General features: G+C 28.2%; 14 protein-coding genes. 13 read left to right on the top strand and 1 reads right to left on the bottom strand.

Going from position 1 to position 16,757, the window contains the following annotated elements:
• The first annotated feature begins 801 nt into the window (after positions 1-801).
• Positions 802-2,175 carry an MATE family efflux transporter gene (locus AC07E4_RS04050; protein ID WP_242838432.1) on the top strand — a complete coding sequence of 458 codons (1,374 nt, stop codon included), beginning with the start codon at positions 802-804 and terminating at the stop codon, positions 2,173-2,175.
• A 67-nt stretch (positions 2,176-2,242) separates the two neighbouring features.
• Here AC07E4_RS04050 and AC07E4_RS04045 read toward each other — a convergent pair whose 3' ends face one another.
• Positions 2,243-3,358, bottom strand: a complete 1,116-nt coding sequence (locus AC07E4_RS04045) for an aminopeptidase (protein WP_040329174.1) — start codon at positions 3,356-3,358, stop codon at positions 2,243-2,245.
• A 278-nt stretch (positions 3,359-3,636) separates the two neighbouring features.
• Here AC07E4_RS04045 and AC07E4_RS04040 point away from each other — a divergent pair, with 278 nt between their 5' ends.
• The 12 genes from AC07E4_RS04040 to AC07E4_RS03985 all read left to right on the top strand — a co-directional run bounded on the left by AC07E4_RS04040 (position 3,637) and on the right by AC07E4_RS03985 (position 16,321).
• Positions 3,637-4,953, top strand: coding sequence for a PQQ-dependent sugar dehydrogenase family protein (locus AC07E4_RS04040; RefSeq protein WP_478215803.1), 1,317 nt, complete (start codon positions 3,637-3,639; stop codon positions 4,951-4,953).
• A 390-nt stretch (positions 4,954-5,343) separates the two neighbouring features.
• A complete protein-coding gene (locus tag AC07E4_RS04035; RefSeq protein ID WP_430828513.1) occupies positions 5,344-5,844 on the top strand; it encodes a class I SAM-dependent methyltransferase in 501 nt (166 codons plus the stop codon).
• 4 nt (positions 5,845-5,848) lie between these two features.
• On the top strand, positions 5,849-7,552 hold the full coding sequence (locus AC07E4_RS04030; RefSeq protein WP_040329171.1) for a B12-binding domain-containing radical SAM protein: 1,704 nt from the start codon (positions 5,849-5,851) through the stop codon (positions 7,550-7,552).
• A 230-nt stretch (positions 7,553-7,782) separates the two neighbouring features.
• Positions 7,783-8,109 carry a hypothetical protein gene (locus tag AC07E4_RS04025; RefSeq protein WP_040329169.1) on the top strand — a complete coding sequence of 109 codons (327 nt, stop codon included), beginning with the start codon at positions 7,783-7,785 and terminating at the stop codon, positions 8,107-8,109.
• The gene (locus tag AC07E4_RS04020; RefSeq protein WP_040329167.1) at positions 8,096-10,048 is read left to right on the top strand and encodes a V-type ATP synthase subunit I; all 1,953 of its coding nucleotides are present in this window, start codon (positions 8,096-8,098) and stop codon (positions 10,046-10,048) included. Before AC07E4_RS04025 ends, AC07E4_RS04020 begins: the two co-directional genes overlap by 14 nt.
• Positions 10,049-10,061: 13 nt before the next feature.
• Positions 10,062-10,544: a V-type ATP synthase subunit K gene (locus AC07E4_RS04015; protein ID WP_040329166.1), complete on the top strand. Its 483-nt coding sequence runs from the start codon at positions 10,062-10,064 to the stop codon at positions 10,542-10,544.
• A 37-nt stretch (positions 10,545-10,581) separates the two neighbouring features.
• The gene (locus tag AC07E4_RS04010) at positions 10,582-11,169 is read left to right on the top strand and encodes a V-type ATP synthase subunit E (protein ID WP_040329164.1); all 588 of its coding nucleotides are present in this window, start codon (positions 10,582-10,584) and stop codon (positions 11,167-11,169) included.
• Positions 11,170-11,188: 19 nt separating this feature from the next.
• A complete protein-coding gene (locus tag AC07E4_RS04005) occupies positions 11,189-12,190 on the top strand; it encodes a V-type ATP synthase subunit C (protein WP_040329163.1) in 1,002 nt (333 codons plus the stop codon).
• Positions 12,183-12,491: a V-type ATP synthase subunit F gene (locus AC07E4_RS04000; RefSeq protein ID WP_101541705.1), complete on the top strand. Its 309-nt coding sequence runs from the start codon at positions 12,183-12,185 to the stop codon at positions 12,489-12,491. The genes AC07E4_RS04005 and AC07E4_RS04000 overlap by 8 nt, the downstream gene beginning before the upstream one ends.
• A gap of 17 nt (positions 12,492-12,508) precedes the next feature.
• Entirely contained in the window at positions 12,509-14,284 is a 1,776-nt protein-coding gene (locus AC07E4_RS03995; protein ID WP_040329159.1) for a V-type ATP synthase subunit A, read from the top strand.
• Positions 14,277-15,659 (top strand): V-type ATP synthase subunit B, encoded by a 1,383-nt coding sequence (locus AC07E4_RS03990; protein ID WP_040329158.1) that lies wholly within the window; start codon positions 14,277-14,279, stop codon positions 15,657-15,659. The genes AC07E4_RS03995 and AC07E4_RS03990 overlap by 8 nt, the downstream gene beginning before the upstream one ends.
• 2 nt (positions 15,660-15,661) lie before the next feature.
• Positions 15,662-16,321 (top strand): V-type ATP synthase subunit D, encoded by a 660-nt coding sequence (locus AC07E4_RS03985; protein ID WP_040329157.1) that lies wholly within the window; start codon positions 15,662-15,664, stop codon positions 16,319-16,321.
• Positions 16,322-16,757: the final 436 nt, after the last annotated feature.

Below are 16,757 nucleotides of genomic sequence, written 5' to 3'. Positions count from 1 at the left end.
AAAACCTCCAATATAAAAAATTCCTAAAACTCATATATGTTTATTTCTATATATATTTTAATTAGCAATAAATAAAATACTTATACTTATCAAAAAAATTCATTTAAAAGAGCAAATTGTTCATTTTAAAGCTTATGCTAATAATAGTTAAACTTTAACTCATAATTTTTAAGGAAAGAAAACTAAAACATTAGATTATTTCCATATATAGGAATACAAGTCTAAACTTTAAGTTATTTATGTTTCAGTTGAGAATTCTAATTAATTTAATTGAAAATGGAAAATTGAAAATTGAAAGTGAATGCAAAAATTGGACTTCCAATTTAAAATAATGATTTTTTATTAAATTTACTAAGTAAATTAATTGAAAACAATATAAAAACGTAGTTTTTAAGCATTTCTATTTCTAGATATTAGGAACGAAGTGAGTAATATCTACCATAACTTTTCACTGTTCACTCTTAATTCTTACTTGGTTCCAAATATAAAAACAGAAATAAACTGTAAGTTTAATAATATCATTTGATAAAGATGTTATTTAAAATTCAAACTTGGAACCCTATAGTATTTAATAATTAAAATTATATTGTGTCTTATAATAGTTATGATGTGAGATAGATATTTATTCAAAATGTTAATAAATAAAATAAAAAAATAAATCATATGAAGTTTGCTTATAATTAGATAATTGGTCAATAGAAATTATTTAGATAAAATATATTTATAATTCAATCAAAATGTAGTAATATATAGATATATATTAAATGAATTGATATTCATAAAATGATGGGAGCGATTAATGTGTCTAATAATAATGTGGATTTAGGAAATGATAGTGTAGGAAAACTATTGTTAAAATTAGCGACACCGGCAATTATAGCGCAGATAGTAAATGTTTTATATAACATAGTTGACCGAATTTTTATAGGAAGAATGGCTAATGGAGATTTAGCTATGGCTGGAGTAGGAGTGGCATTTCCTATAATAATGATAATTTCTGCCTTTGCAGCACTTATTGGTATGGGTGGAGCACCACTTGTAGCTATAAAAATGGGTGAGAAAGATAATGATGGGGCAGAGAAAATATTAAGTAATAGTTTTTCTACTCTTATAATTATAGCTATAATTTTAACAGGAGTATTTTTGATTTTTAGTGAGCCTATACTTTGGGCTTTTGGAGCAAGTGAATCTACTATAGGATTTGCAAAAGATTATTTAAATATATATTTAATAGGAACTTTGTTTGTGCAAATTGCTTTAGGCATGAACCCTTTTATAAATACACAGGGATTTGCAAAAACAGGAATGATAACAGTTTTAATTGGAGCTGTTATAAATATAGTGTTAGACCCTATATTTATATTTGGATTTGGTTTAGGGGTTAAAGGAGCAGCAATAGCGACTATAACAGCACAGTTTGTTTCAGCAGCTTGGGTTGTTATATTCTTATTTGGGAAAAAGAGCGTATTAAAAATTAGAAAAAAATATATATTACCAAGTCTAAAAGTTGTAATGCCTATTATGGCATTAGGTATATCACCATTTATAATGCAAGCAACTGAAAGCTTAGTTTTAATATCATTAAACAATAAACTTCAAATGTATGGAGGAGATTTAGCGGTAGGGGCAATGACTATAATGAGTAGTATAATGCAAATTGTAATGTTGCCACTTATGGGACTTACACAGGGAGCTCAACCTATAATAAGTTATAACTTTGGAGCAAAACAATTAGAAAGGGTTAAGTCTACATTTAAATTACTTCTAAAAAGTTGCATGATATATACAGTATTTATGTGGTGTGGACTTATGTTTTTCCCACAAGTATTTGTAGGTATATTTAATAATAAACCAGAACTTGTTGAAATAACATCATGGAGTATAAAGATATTCTTTGGTGGAATATTCTTGTTTGGTGCGCAAATAGCATGTCAACAAACATTTTTAGCATTAGGACAAGCAAAAGTGTCTTTAATTTTAGCACTTTTAAGAAAAATTGTTTTATTGATTCCACTAATATTTATATTACCTATGTTTATTGAAAATAAATTGCAAGGTGTTTTACTTGCGGAACCAATTGCAGATATAACAGCTGCATTAACAACAATAACATGCTTTTTCATATTCTATAAAAAGACGCTAGGAAATGTTCCGGAGAATTTAGAAGCAAATTAGATAATAAATAAAAAAACTATTGTTTATACAACATAAGCTATATAAACAATAGTTTTTATTAATATTGCTATTTTAAGTTTTCAGGATTTAATACTTTTAATTCATCAAGTACAAATAAACCATCTTTTCTTACTAACACATCATCAAAGTAAATTTCTCCACCACCAAATTCAGGTCTTTGAACATAAACTAAATCCCAGTGAATTGAAGATGTATTTCCATTGAATGCAGTATCATATGCATTTCCAGGAGTAAAGTGTATAGAGCCTGCTATTTTTTCATCAAATAGAGTATCTTTCATACCATTTAAAATATAAGGGTTAACTCCAATTGCAAATTCACCTACATATCTAGCACCTTCATCAGTATTAAATACATCGTTTATTTTTTGAGTATTATTAGCAGTTGCATTTATTATTTTTCCATCTTTAAATTCAAGTTTTATGTTTTCAAAAGTATATCCTTGGTATACAGCAGGAATATTGTATGTTATATATCCGTTAACTGAATCTTTAACAGGTGCAGTATAAACTTCACCGTCAGGAATATTCATTTCTCCAGCACATTTAACAACAGGAATATCCTTAATTGAGAATGTTAAGTCAGTGCCTTCACCTTTTAAGTGAACTTTATCAGTTTTTTCTAAAAGATTAACTAATGGATCCATTGCTTTTGACATTTTTCCGTAGTCAAGATTACATACATTAAAATAGAAATCTTCAAATGATTCAGTGCTCATATCAGCAGCTTGTGCCATAGAATGGTTAGGATATCTTAAAACTACCCATCTAGTTTTTGGAACTCTTATATCCATATGTACAGGCATCATATATTCTTTTGAATATATACCCATTTTTTCACTTGGAACATCTGATAACTCAGTTAAGTTATTACCAGCTCTTATACCAATATATGCATCCATTTCAGCCATTCTTTCAGCATCTATTTTTGCTCTTAATTTCATTTGTTCTTCATTACAACCTGAAAGTAAAGCTCTTTCAACTTCATTATCTTTTATGCTGACAAAAGGATGAGCACCAACATTGTAAGCTTCTTTAACTAATTCATTAACAAGTTGAGTTTGTAGTCCTACACATTCAATAAGAACTTTTTCACCTTGCTTTAATTGACATGAATAATTGATTAAATTTTTTGCTAATGTAGCAATTCTTGGATCTTTCATAAGAAAAGTCCTCCTTCAAAATAATTTTTTAATTATGTATAAATCCTTATGTATAAGTTTACATGAGGATTATTTTACAATAAAAATTTTTCTCAACTTAAACATAATAACAATTAATGTGAAAATAGTAAATAGTTTTTATATTAATTGTTGTTATATTATTATTAAATTTAATAATAATTTTAATAACTTAAAGTTGTTAAAAATTGAAATAAATGTAATTTAACATGAATAGAAATAGTATATATAAACTGAAATATAAAAGTAGAGGTGAGTTTATGAAAAAAAAATTAGGGTTTATAATGCTTATATCACTTATGATTTTAAGTTTTGTTTTTATAAATATAAATAAAACAGGGTATGGTGTTGCAAAAGAAAAAGATAACATTAAAATTAATTTAAAGTTTAAAGGATTAAGTGGTGCAAGAGATTTTGTAGAAGATGAAAAAAACAATTTTTACATAGCATTTAAAAATAAAATTATAGTAATTGAGGAAAATGGTAAAAGTTATAAATTGTTTTCAGATAATAATTTAGATATAACTAGCATAGATTATAAAGATGATATTATATATTTTGCATCAAAAGGAAAGATAATGGCATTTAACAATTCAACAAAAGAAACAGAAGAATGTGTAACTGAAATACCTAATGTAGGGGATTATACTGATATGGATATAAAAATAAAAGATAAATATATTTTTATATCTATAGGTGCAGCTACAAATTCAGGTGTTGTAGGAAATGATAATGAGTGGATAAAAGAGTATCCTATGGAGAGAGATCATAGTTCACAAAAGTTAATTTTAAATGGAACTAATTTTGGAGAATATAATACAGGTGCATTTAGAGAAAAGGGAAAAGAGAGTTTTAAAGATCAAATTATAGAAAAAGATGAAATAGGAAATTCTAGTGTTTTAATTTATAACATAGAAAGTAAAGCATATGAAACTTTTGCATGGGGAATAAGAAATATAACTGGCTTTGATTTTTCAAGCAAAGAAAAACTATATGCAATAGTTGGAGGTATGGAAGATAGAGGCGAGAGGCCTGTGAAGAATGATGTGGATTATATTTATGAAATTAATAAAAGTGAATGGTATGGATTCCCTGATTATTCAGGCGGTGACCCTATAAACTCACCTAGGTTCCAAGATGAAGGTGGAAAAACTCAAAATTTTGTTTTGCAAAAACATCCAAGAACAAAAATTGAAGCGCCAGTATATCAACATGATAAAGTAAGTGCTCTAAAAAATATTGCAATTGATAAAGAGGGTAAGTTAGGTGAAAAGGATGATATGTTTTTTTATGATAGTGTAGAAAAAATTATATATAGTAGTGGAGTTCAGAAATCTCCTAAAAAGTTTGTTAGTTTAGGAAATAAGTCAGATATTAAAAGTATTAAGTTTAGTAAAGATGGGCTAAAAATTTTAGAATCTTCACAAGGTAATATATATGAAATAAAGAAAGAAAATGAAGAAATGAATGCACTCAATGTAAATAGATTTTGGGGATATATAGCTACACTTATAATAACAGTTGCTGTAGTTATCATAGTTATTTTTATAAAAAATAAGAATATAAAATGTAAATAGTATTCATTTAAATTGTAATAAAGTTTAAAATTTATACTTAGAAAAAATAATAATATTTAATAAATATGAAGTAAAAGAGTTTATTTGAAATTTCATTATTAGTTTAATTTCAAATAACTCTTTTATGCATATGGAAAAAATTATGTAAATAAAAACTATTATTTGAAAAATCTATTGATTATTATATAATATAAAGTTGTGATAATATATAATAAGCTATTCTAATTAAAAGATAGTAAAGTTCATGATTATAAAATTCTTACATGTTAAGGTGGATAACTAAAGTTATGCCACCTTTTATAATAAGAATATATTTTACCATAAAAAGGAAGGAAAAAAATACCATTCATAGAAATATTATAAGTATATTAGAATATGAGGTGATCATTTATGGAAAATACAGTTTTTATTAATTTGCAAGATCAAATTTTTAGTGGAAATATTTTAGATATTGGAAAAGATAATTATGGTGTTATTTATAATCTCTTTAAATATTTAAATAATGATGGTGACATAAATTATGTTGAAAAAAATGAGAAATGTTCAATAGAATGTGAGCAGTATGACAATTGTGTATTATTTTTTTCATTAAGTACAATGACTAATGTATTTGAAAGAGAACAAATATTAGAAGAAGCGTATAAATATTTAAAAAGAGATGGAATTTTATATATTTGGGATATTGAAAAGAAAAAGGGGAAAACTTATGAAAAAAATATAAAAGTTTATATGCCAGATAAAAGTTTAAAGAAAATAAACATAAAAGATGGTAATTTATTAAAAATAAGTTCAATAGATAGAACAATATCACTTTTGAGTAAAAAGTTTGAAGTCTTATATTCAAGGGTAGGTAATGAAATATATCATATAACTTGTAGAAAGAGGAGATAAATTAATGAAAGTTTTATTAGTAGGTATTAATGCAAAGTATATACATAGCAATTTAGCTATAAGATACTTAAAAGCATATACAAAAGATTTAAATTATGAATGTGAAAATGTTGAGTTTTCAATCAATGATAATGTTGAGAGAGTAGTTTCTGAAATAATAGCAAAAGAACCTAGTATTCTAGGTTTTTCATGCTATATTTGGAATATTGAATTCATTGAAAGAGTTACAAATCTTATAAAGACTATAGATCCAAGTATTGAGATTTTTTATGGTGGTCCAGAAGTAAGTTATGATAGCGAGGAATTTTTAAAGGATTATGTAGGAGATTATGTTATAGAAGGAGAGGGAGAGAAAACTTATAGAGAGTTTATTGAACTAAAACTAAAACAGAAAGATGGGAAAAATGTTCAATTTGAAAAAGTAGATGGATTATATTTTAGAGATGGATCAGAAATAAAACATGGAAATAAGAGAAAACTAATGGATATGAACGAAATTGTTTTTCCTTATGAAGAAGATGAAAACTTAGAAAATAAGATAGTTTATTATGAAGCTTCTAGGGGGTGTCCATTTAATTGTAAATATTGCTTATCATCAACGTTCCATGGGGTAAGGTTTTTAGAAATAGAAAGAGTAAAAAGAGAACTTAAATACTTTATAGATAAGAAAGTTAGACTTGTAAAATTTGTAGATAGAACATTTAACTGTAATGAAAAGTTTGCCAATGAAATATGGAATTATCTTATTGAGAATGGTAATGAAACTAGATTTCATTTTGAAATTTCAGCGGATCTTTTAAGGGAAGCATCAATAAAAACATTATCAAAAGCAAAAAAAGGATTATTCCAATTTGAAGTGGGAGTTCAAACTACTAATGATGAAATTTTAAGAAATATAAATAGACATGTTAATTTTAGTGAGATAAAGGAGAAGGTAGAAGAACTTAAAAGTTTAAAAAATATAATGCAACATTTAGATTTAATAGCAGGACTTCCAGGTGAAGATTTTAATTCATTCAAAAATTCATTTAATGATGTTTACAATATAGGACCAGATGAATTGCAACTAGGATTTTTAAAACTTTTAAAAGGCTCATCAATGAGGATGGATGCAGATTTTTGGGGCATGAAGTATAGTAAGTATCCACCATATGAAATTTTAAAAACAAAGGATATAAGTTATAAAGAACTTATAATTTTAAAAGAAATTGAGCATATGGTAGATAAATATTTAAATAGCGGAAAATTTAGTAACATAATAAACTATTTTATAAACCATAATATATTTAAAACACCTTTTGATTTTTATGAATCACTAGCAAAGTTTTACAAACAAAAGGGATATTTTGATAGAAATATTTCATCACAAGATTATTACAAGGTATTTTTAGAGTTTAATAATGAGTTTTTAAAAGAGGATAGTTCCTTATTAAAGGACATAATTAAATTCGATTATTTAGTTTATAATAAAAAAAGAGGTCTTCCTACATTTTTAGACAAAAGTGTAGAAAAAAATGTAGAACGTGAAATTAAAAAAATATTATTAGAGGATAATGTTATAGAGAGTTCAAACGATATATATATAGAAACATTTAAATATAATTTAAATGAATATTTCAAATGTGGAAAAATTATGAAAAAAGATACATACATAGGTTTTTATAGCGACAAACCTAAGTGGATAGAACTTGAAGGAATTTGTAACTAAACATTATAATATGTCGAGCAGGAAATAATTTGTTAAAAATTTGTTAAATAATATAATAATTTTCACATAACACTTGTACAATTAGAAAAAATTACTTATAATAAGTGGTAAATAAAAACTCTTTATAAGTATTTTTATATGTTTTATAAGATATTTAATATTATGTAAGATGTGATTTCTAATACTTCTTACATAAATCTTATAATTAACAATAAGAAGGTGGTGATATTTTGGCATTAGAAGCAATTAATAAAGTAAAGCTAGCAGAAGATGAAGCTAGTAAAATTATTGAAAATGCTTTAAATGAAAGCAAGACCTTAGTAAGAGATGCTGAAGCTAAAGCAAAAAGTCAATATACTGAAATTATAGTAGCTGCAAATAGGAAGAGTGAAGAAATAAAAAACAAATTCCTAGAAGAAAGTAAAGAAAAATGTGAACCAATTTTAGCAAATGGTAAAAAAGAAATACAAAGCACACTAAATGTGGAAGCTGATAGGTTCAATGATGCAGTTAAATTAGTAATTGAGAGGATAGTGAATTTCAATGGCAATAGTTAAAATGAAGAAGTTTACTCTTTTAGCCTTTGAATCACAAAAAAAGAAACTTTTACAGAATTTGCAAAGGTTACAAACTGTTCAATTTACTGAATTTAACATTGATGATGAACAGTTTAAAGAGTATTTAAAGCAAGATTCTGCTTATGTTGAAATATCTGAAGTTGAAGAAAAGCAAGCCGAAGTAAAATTTGCTATTGATTTTTTAAGCAAATATGAAAAGAAAAAAGGTATGCTTAAAGAACTAAAAGAAGGAAAAGAAAGTTTAACTTATGAAGATCTTGAAAAAAGAGTACAAAAAATTAATTGGAAGGATGAATATATCCTTTTAAAAGAACTTGAAAAGAAAATTAATAACAAGAGTCAAAGAATAAGTAAACTATCAAGTGATATTGATGAACTAAGCAAGTGGATAAACTTAGATATGCCAATGAATTCAGGGAAAAAATTAAAAAATTCAGTTGCATATTTAGGAAGTGTTCCTCAAAATTTATTAGAAAATTTAAGATTAGATACTGAAGAGGTGTCAGATACAGTATATTTAGAAGTTGTAAGTGAAAATGGTAAAGACTCCAATATATTAGTATTATGTCATAAAGATAACTTTAAAGATGTTGAAACAATATTAAAAAGATATAGTTTTACAAAAGTTGAATATCAGTATGAAGAGACACCACGTGAAGTAATAAAACAATTTGATAGTAAAATACAAGAATTAAAATTAGAATTAAAAGAAATAAATGATGAAATTCAAAATCATGAAAATCATATACAAGAATTTAAAATTGTGTATGAGTATTATGAAAGTGAGCTTCTTAAGCTTAAAAGTTGTGAAAAATTTGGCAAGAGCAAAAATGTAGTAACAATTAATGGATATGTTCCATATGAACAATCAAATGCATTTGAAAATGCTATAAAGGAAGTTGTAGGAAATGACTACTACTTGGAAATAGAAGATGCAGAAGGTGATGAAACACCAATACTTCTTAAAAATGGAAAAATAGCAGAAGCATTTGAGCCAATTACAGAAATGTATAGTTTACCTAAATATGGTGAAGTTGATCCAACAGCATTATTTATGCCATTCTATATTTTATTCTTTGGAATGATGCTATCAGATGCTGGATATGGACTTTTATTAGTTATAGGTACATTAGTTGGATTAAAATTATTTAACCTAGATGATGGAATGAAAAAATCATTTAAAATGTTCTGTGTTTTAGGATTATCTACTACTTTCTGGGGAATAATGTATGGTAGTTATTTTGGAGATGCAATTAAAATACCAGCAGTATGGATGAAGCCAGATCAGGATGTAATGTTACTTATGATAGTTGCAGTAGCATTAGGATTAATTCAAATTTATGTAGGTTTAGGAATAAAAGCATATATGCTTATAAGAGACAAAAAACCATTAGATGCACTATGGGATGTTGGAATTTGGTACGGAGTACTAACAGGCCTTTTAGTTTGGGGCTTAGGTGCTTTTGGTACAATAAACAACCCTACTGTAGTGAATGTTGCTAAATATGTAGCAATAGCTTGTATGGTACTAATTGTATTAACAAATGGTAGACAAGAAAAATCTATTGGTGGAAAATTAGGTCAAGGATTCTATTCTTTATACAACATAACAGGATATGTAGGAGATTTAGTATCATACACAAGATTAGCGGCATTAGGCCTTGCAACAGGATTTATAAGTATGGCTTTCAACATGATGATAGGTATGTTTGGAAACCCTGTAGCAAAAATATTAGCAGGTACTTTAATATTTGTTGTAGGACATTTATTTAACTTATTTATAAATGCACTAGGTGCATATGTACACACTTCAAGACTTCAGTACTTAGAGTATTTTGGTAAGTTCTATGAAGGTGGAGGATCTGCTTTTAGCCCATTAAAATATAGTTCAAAATATGTAAAAATCGTAAAGAAATAAGGAGGAATTTTTTATGACAAGTTTATCACAATTCTTAATAGAAAATGGAGGAATAGTTTTTGCAGCAATGGGTATAGCATTAGCAGCAATACTTCCAGGAATAGGTTCAGCTAGAGGAGTAGGTATGGTTGGAGAAGCGGCAACAGGCTTAATGACTGAAGAACCAGAAAAGTTTGGTAAAGCTCTTATATTAGAATTACTACCAGGTACACAAGGATTATATGGTTTCGTTATAGCACTTATGGTATCATTCCAAGTTGGTGTAGATATGTCACTTGCAAACGGATTATACTTATTTGCAGCATGTTTACCAATAGCTTTTGCAGGATGGAAATCAGCTATATCTCAGGCTAGAACAGCTGCAGCAGCAATCCAAATATTAGCTAAAAAACCAGAGCACAATACAAAAGGTATCATATTAACAGTTATGGTTGAAACTTATGCACTTTTAGGATTCGTTATGTCTCTACTTTTAATCTTAAACGCTAAGTTTTAATTAAAAAAATAAGTTTTTAATTGAGGACGTGATTATAATGTCGAATTTAGATAATTTAACTTCCAAAATTATAGAAGATGCTAGAAATAAAAGCGAAGATATACTTAATGAAGCAAAATTAAAAGAGACTGAAATAATTAATAAAAAGAAAAATGAAGCTGAAAAATTAAGTGAAAGCATTCTAGAGAAAGCTAAAATTGAGGGAAAAAGCCTTTTTGATAGAGGAATCTCTAAAGCTGAATTACAAGTAAGAAATGAAAAGCTTATAGCAAAACAAACTGTTATAAATAGAGCTTTTGATGAAGCTATTAATAAATTAAATGATATGAAAAAAGATGAATTCTTAGCATATGTAAAAAATCAAATTAAATCATTACCTTTAAATGGTGAGCAAGATTTAATAGTAAATGCTAAGGATAAAGAAAAAATAACTGAAGAATTCATAAGTGAATTAAATAGTGAAATTAAAAATGCAACAATTTCTTTAAGTAATGAAGATAGAGATATTAATGGAGGATTTATACTTTCTAAAAATGGAATAGAAATTAACTGTTCATTTGAAGATGTTATAAACTCTTTAAGATACGAATTAGAAAATGAAGTAGCTAATACGTTATTTAATTAATTTTAAGGAGGATAGCCATATGGATAGAATGGACTTTACTCATGCGGTGGCTAGGTTAAGAGTTATTGAAACGAAACTCCTTGATAAAGTAAAAATTGAAAGAATGATTGAAAGCCCTTCATTAGAAGATGCTATAAAAGTTCTTTCAGAAACTCAATATAATGATAGCATATCATTATTAAAAAGAGTTGAAGATTACGAAGCTGCATTAAGCGAGGAGTTAAAAAAATTATACTCTCTTATGTATGAGGTTTCTCCTTACAAATTAATTGTAGATATTATGAGTTTAAAATATGATTATCATAATATTAAAGTTCTAGAAAAGTCTAAAATAATTAATAGTGATTTATCATCACTATTAATTCCATTAGGTACAGTAGATGTCGATGTTTTAAAGACATCTATTGTAACTAATGATTTAAGAAATCTAGAGCCTATAATGAGAGAAGCCATAAAGAAAACCGAAATAGATTTTGAAGAAACTAAGGATTCACAAAATATTGATATAATTTTAGATAAATATCAATATAAGGATATGTTAGAAAAAGCAAAAACTTGTGAAGTTGACTTTATAGAAGGTTATGTAAGAAGAGTTATAGATCTAACAAATATAAAAACTATGCTTAGAGTTAAATCTCAAGACAAAGACATGAAGTTTTTAGAAAAAGTTATAATCGAAGATGGATATATATCTAAAGCTATATTATTAGAAGGACTTAGTGTAAGTTTTGAAACATTTATAAAGAAAGTATCTAAGTATGGATATGATAAAGTTTTAAATTCAGTGCTTGAAGATTTTAATTTAAGCAAAAAATACACTTCAATTGAAGTTCACTCAGATAATTATTTAATGGATTATATAAAAAATGCTAAGAGAGTTAACTTTGGACCAGAACCTATAATAGCGTATACTATGGCAAGAGAAACGGAACTTAAAATAGTAAGAATAATACTTGCAGGAAAACTTAATAAAGTTGATAGCAATATTATAAGAGAAAGGTTGCGTGATATATATGCATAAGATAGGTGTAGTAGGCGACAAGGACTCTGTATTAGCTTTTAAAGCAATCGGTATAGATGTTTTTCCAGTTGTGGAAATAGAAGAAGCTAGAAAAGCAATAGATAAATTAGCAAGAGAAAAATATGCAGTTATATTTGTAACAGAGCAATTAGCACAGCATTTAGAAGAAACTATTGAAAGATATACAAGAGAAATGCTTCCTTCAATTATATTAATTCCAAGTAACCAAGGTTCTTTAAATATTGGTAAAAAGAGAATTAGTGATAATGTTGAGAAGGCTGTAGGTGTTAATATCTTATAGAAAGGTAGGTATGTAGCTTGAAGATCGGAAAAATTGTTAAGGTTTCAGGACCCTTAGTAGTTGCTGAGGATATGGATGAAGCTAATATATATGACGTTGTTAAAGTTGGAGAAAGTGGTCTTATAGGTGAAATCATCGAGATGAGAGGCGATAAAGCTTCAATTCAGGTTTATGAAGAAACTTCAGGAATTGGACCAGGAGACCCAGTTATAACTACTGGTGAAACATTAAGTGTTGAACTTGGACCAGGACTTATAGAGTCAATGTTTGACGGAATACAAAGACCACTAGATGCATTTATGGAAGCATCTAAATCTTCATTCCTTACAAAGGGAGTAAGTGTAAAATCATTAAATAGAACTAAAAAATGGGAGTTCAATCCTACTTTAAATGTAGGTGATGAAGTTGAAGCTGGAGATATTATAGGAACAGTTCAAGAAACAGCAGTTGTACTTCATAAAATTATGGTTCCATATGGTATAGAAGGAACTATAAAAGAAATAAAAACTGGTGAATTCACTGTTGAAGAAACAGTATGCATAGTTGAAACTTCTAATGGAGATAAAGAAATACAATTAATGCAAAAATGGCCAGTAAGAAAAGGAAGACCATTTGCACAAAAATTAAACCCAGTTGAACCAATGACAACAGGACAAAGAGTTATAGATACATTTTTCCCAGTTGCAAAGGGTGGAGCAGCAGCTGTTCCAGGTCCATTCGGAGCTGGTAAAACAGTAGTTCAACACCAAATAGCAAAATGGGGAGATGCTGAAATAGTTGTTTATGTTGGATGTGGAGAGCGTGGAAACGAGATGACAGACGTTCTTAATGAGTTCCCAGAGCTTAAAGACCCTAAAACAGGTGAAAGCTTAATGAAAAGAACAGTTCTTATAGCAAATACATCTAACATGCCAGTTGCAGCTAGAGAAGCTTGTATATATACTGGAATAACAATTGCAGAATATTTTAGAGATATGGGATACTCTGTATCAATAATGGCTGACTCTACTTCACGTTGGGCAGAAGCATTAAGAGAAATGTCAGGAAGACTTGAAGAGATGCCAGGAGACGAAGGTTATCCAGCATACTTAGGATCAAGACTTGCTGATTACTATGAAAGAGCTGGTAAAGTTATAGCACTTGGAAAAGATGGAAGACAAGGAGCTGTAACAGCAATTGGAGCGGTTTCACCTCCAGGGGGAGACTTATCAGAGCCAGTAACACAAGGTACACTTAGAATAGTTAAAGTTTTCTGGGGACTTGATGCACAACTTGCATATCAAAGACACTTCCCAGCAATTAACTGGTTAAATTCATATTCACTATACCTAGACAAAATAGGAAGTTGGATGGATAAGACAGTAGCAGATGATTGGTCAGAACTTAGAACAGAAGCTATGGTTCTTTTACAAGAAGAATCAAGTCTTCAAGAAATAGTAAGACTTATCGGTATGGATGCATTATCTGAAAAAGATAGATTAAAATTAGAAGTATCTAAATCTATAAGAGAAGACTATTTACAACAAAATGGTTTCCATGAGATAGACACTTATACATCACTTGATAAACAATATAAAATGTTAAAATTAGTTATAGCATTTAAAGAACAAGCTGAAAAAGCATTAGAAGCAGGAGTTTATTTAGATAAAATCTTAAAAATGCAAGTAAGAGATAAAATTGCTAGAAGTAAGTATATACCAGAAAATGAAATAGATAAAATAGATGAAATTGGTGTAGAACTAGTTAAAGAAGTAGATAAACTAATCGTTGAAGGAGGTGTCCTAAATGCTTAAAGAATACAGAACAGTTACAGAAGTTGTAGGACCCTTAATGGTTGTAGAGGGCGTTGAAGGAGTAAAATTTGACGAACTAGTTGAAATAGAATTACAAACAGGTGAAAAAAGAAGAGGTAAAGTTCTTGAGGTAAATGGCAGCAATGCAATGGTTCAGTTATTTGAAGGATCATCAGGAATAAACTTAAAAGGAACTAAAGTTAAGTTCTTAGGAAGACCACTTGAAATTGGTGTATCAGAAGATATGTTAGGAAGAGTATTTGACGGTATGGGAAGACCAAAAGATAACGGTCCAAATATAATTCCAGACAAAAGACTTGATATAAATGGAGAAGCTATAAATCCAGTAGCTAGAAACTATCCATCAGAGTTTATACAAACAGGTATATCTGCAATAGATGGACTTAATACTCTAGTTAGAGGACAAAAACTTCCTGTTTTCTCAGGATCAGGACTTCCACATGCTGAACTTGCAGCTCAAATTGCAAGACAAGCGAAGGTTTTAAACTCAGATTCAAAATTTGCCGTTGTTTTTGCAGCAATAGGTATAACATTTGAAGAAGCTGAATTCTTCGTTGAAGAATTTACAAAAACAGGAGCTATAGATAGATCAGTTCTATTTATGAACTTAGCATCTGACCCAGCTATCGAAAGAATAGCTACACCAAGAATGGCTCTTACAACTGCAGAATATTTAGCGTATGAAAGAGGAATGCACGTACTTGTTATTATGACCGATATAACAAACTATGCAGAAGCATTACGTGAAGTTTCAGCAGCTAGAAAAGAAGTTCCAGGAAGAAGAGGATATCCAGGATACTTATATACTGACCTTTCAACATTATATGAAAGAGCAGGAAGAATAAAAGGTAAAGAAGGTTCAATAACACAAATACCAATACTTACAATGCCTGAGGATGATAAGACTCACCCAATTCCTGACCTTACAGGATATATAACTGAGGGACAGATAATATTATCAAGAGAATTATACAAAAAAGGTATAATGCCTCCAATAGATGTTCTTCCTTCATTATCAAGACTTAAAGATAAGGGTATAGGTAAAGGTAAAACTAGAGAAGATCATGCTGATACAATGAACCAATTATTCTCAGCTTATGCACAAGGTAAACAAGCAAAAGAACTTGCTTCAATATTAGGAGAGTCAGCTCTTTCTGATACAGATAAAAAGTTTGCTAAATTTGCTGAAGCATTTGAAAAAGAATATGTATCACAAGGATTTGATGCTAATAGACCAATAGAAGATACATTAAAATTAGGTTGGGATTTATTAACTATACTACCTAGAACGGAGCTTAAGAGAATCAGGGACGAATATTTAGAGAAGTATTTACCTCTAAGAGAGGATGATTAAATATGGCAAGACTAAATGTTAATCCAACTAGAATGGAGCTTAGTAAGTTAAAAAAGAGACTTACTACAGCAACAAGAGGTCATAAACTTTTAAAAGATAAGCAAGATGAGCTTATGAGAAGATTTATAGATCTTGTTAAGTATAATAATAAATTAAGAGCAGAAGTTGAAGATAGTTTACAGAATGTATTTAAAAACTTTTTTATGGCAAGTGCAGCTATGGAACCAGAGGTTTTGGAAACAGCGCTTGCATGTCCAAAAGAAAGTATATCTGTTAATGTATCTACTAAAAATGTAATGAGTGTTAATGTTCCAATGATGGAATTTATAAGAAAATTAGAAGGCGATAATGGAAGTATATATCCATATGGATTTGCTTCCACTACTATGGAGCTTGATGAATCCTTAGAAGATTTATACTCAATATTACCAAAGCTTCTTGAGCTTGCAGAGGTTGAAAAATCAACTCAGCTTATGGCAGATGAAATTGAAAAGACAAGAAGAAGAGTTAATGCTTTAGAGTATATGACAATTCCTCAATTACAAGAAACAATCAAGTACATAAAAATGAAACTTGATGAAAATGAAAGAGGAGCCTTAACAAGACTTATGAAAGTTAAGAGCATGATGGAAGAACAGAAAGCTAAAGCCGCTAATAATTAGAAATAGAGATAGATCTAAGTTAAAAAAACTTAGATCTATTTTTTTATAGAATAATATAGGGTTCCAAGTTCATATTTTATTTTATACAATTATTAATTGATAATATTAGTTTTAAATTTTATTCTTAGTTTTTAGAAGCAATTGACAATTGAAAATTGACAATTGACAGTTATGGTTAATATTACTCATTTCATTCCTAATATTTAAAATGGAAATACATAAAAACTACGTTTTTATATTGTTTTCAACTAATTTGCTTAGCAAATTTAATAAAAGATCATTCTTTAAAATTGGAAATCCAATTTTCACCTCGGATTGGCCCCACAAAAGTAGACTCTAAATGCTAATTACTAGCTTATTCTTAAAATTACTATTTTTTAGATTATAGAACTCATTTGGGGTTCTATAATCAACTGAAGAATGTATTCTTTTAAAG

The sequence above is a fragment of the Clostridium amazonense genome (genome assembly GCF_056431285.1).
Note: the sequence above shows the minus strand (reverse complement) of the source record. Positions and strands in the feature narration are given on the sequence as shown.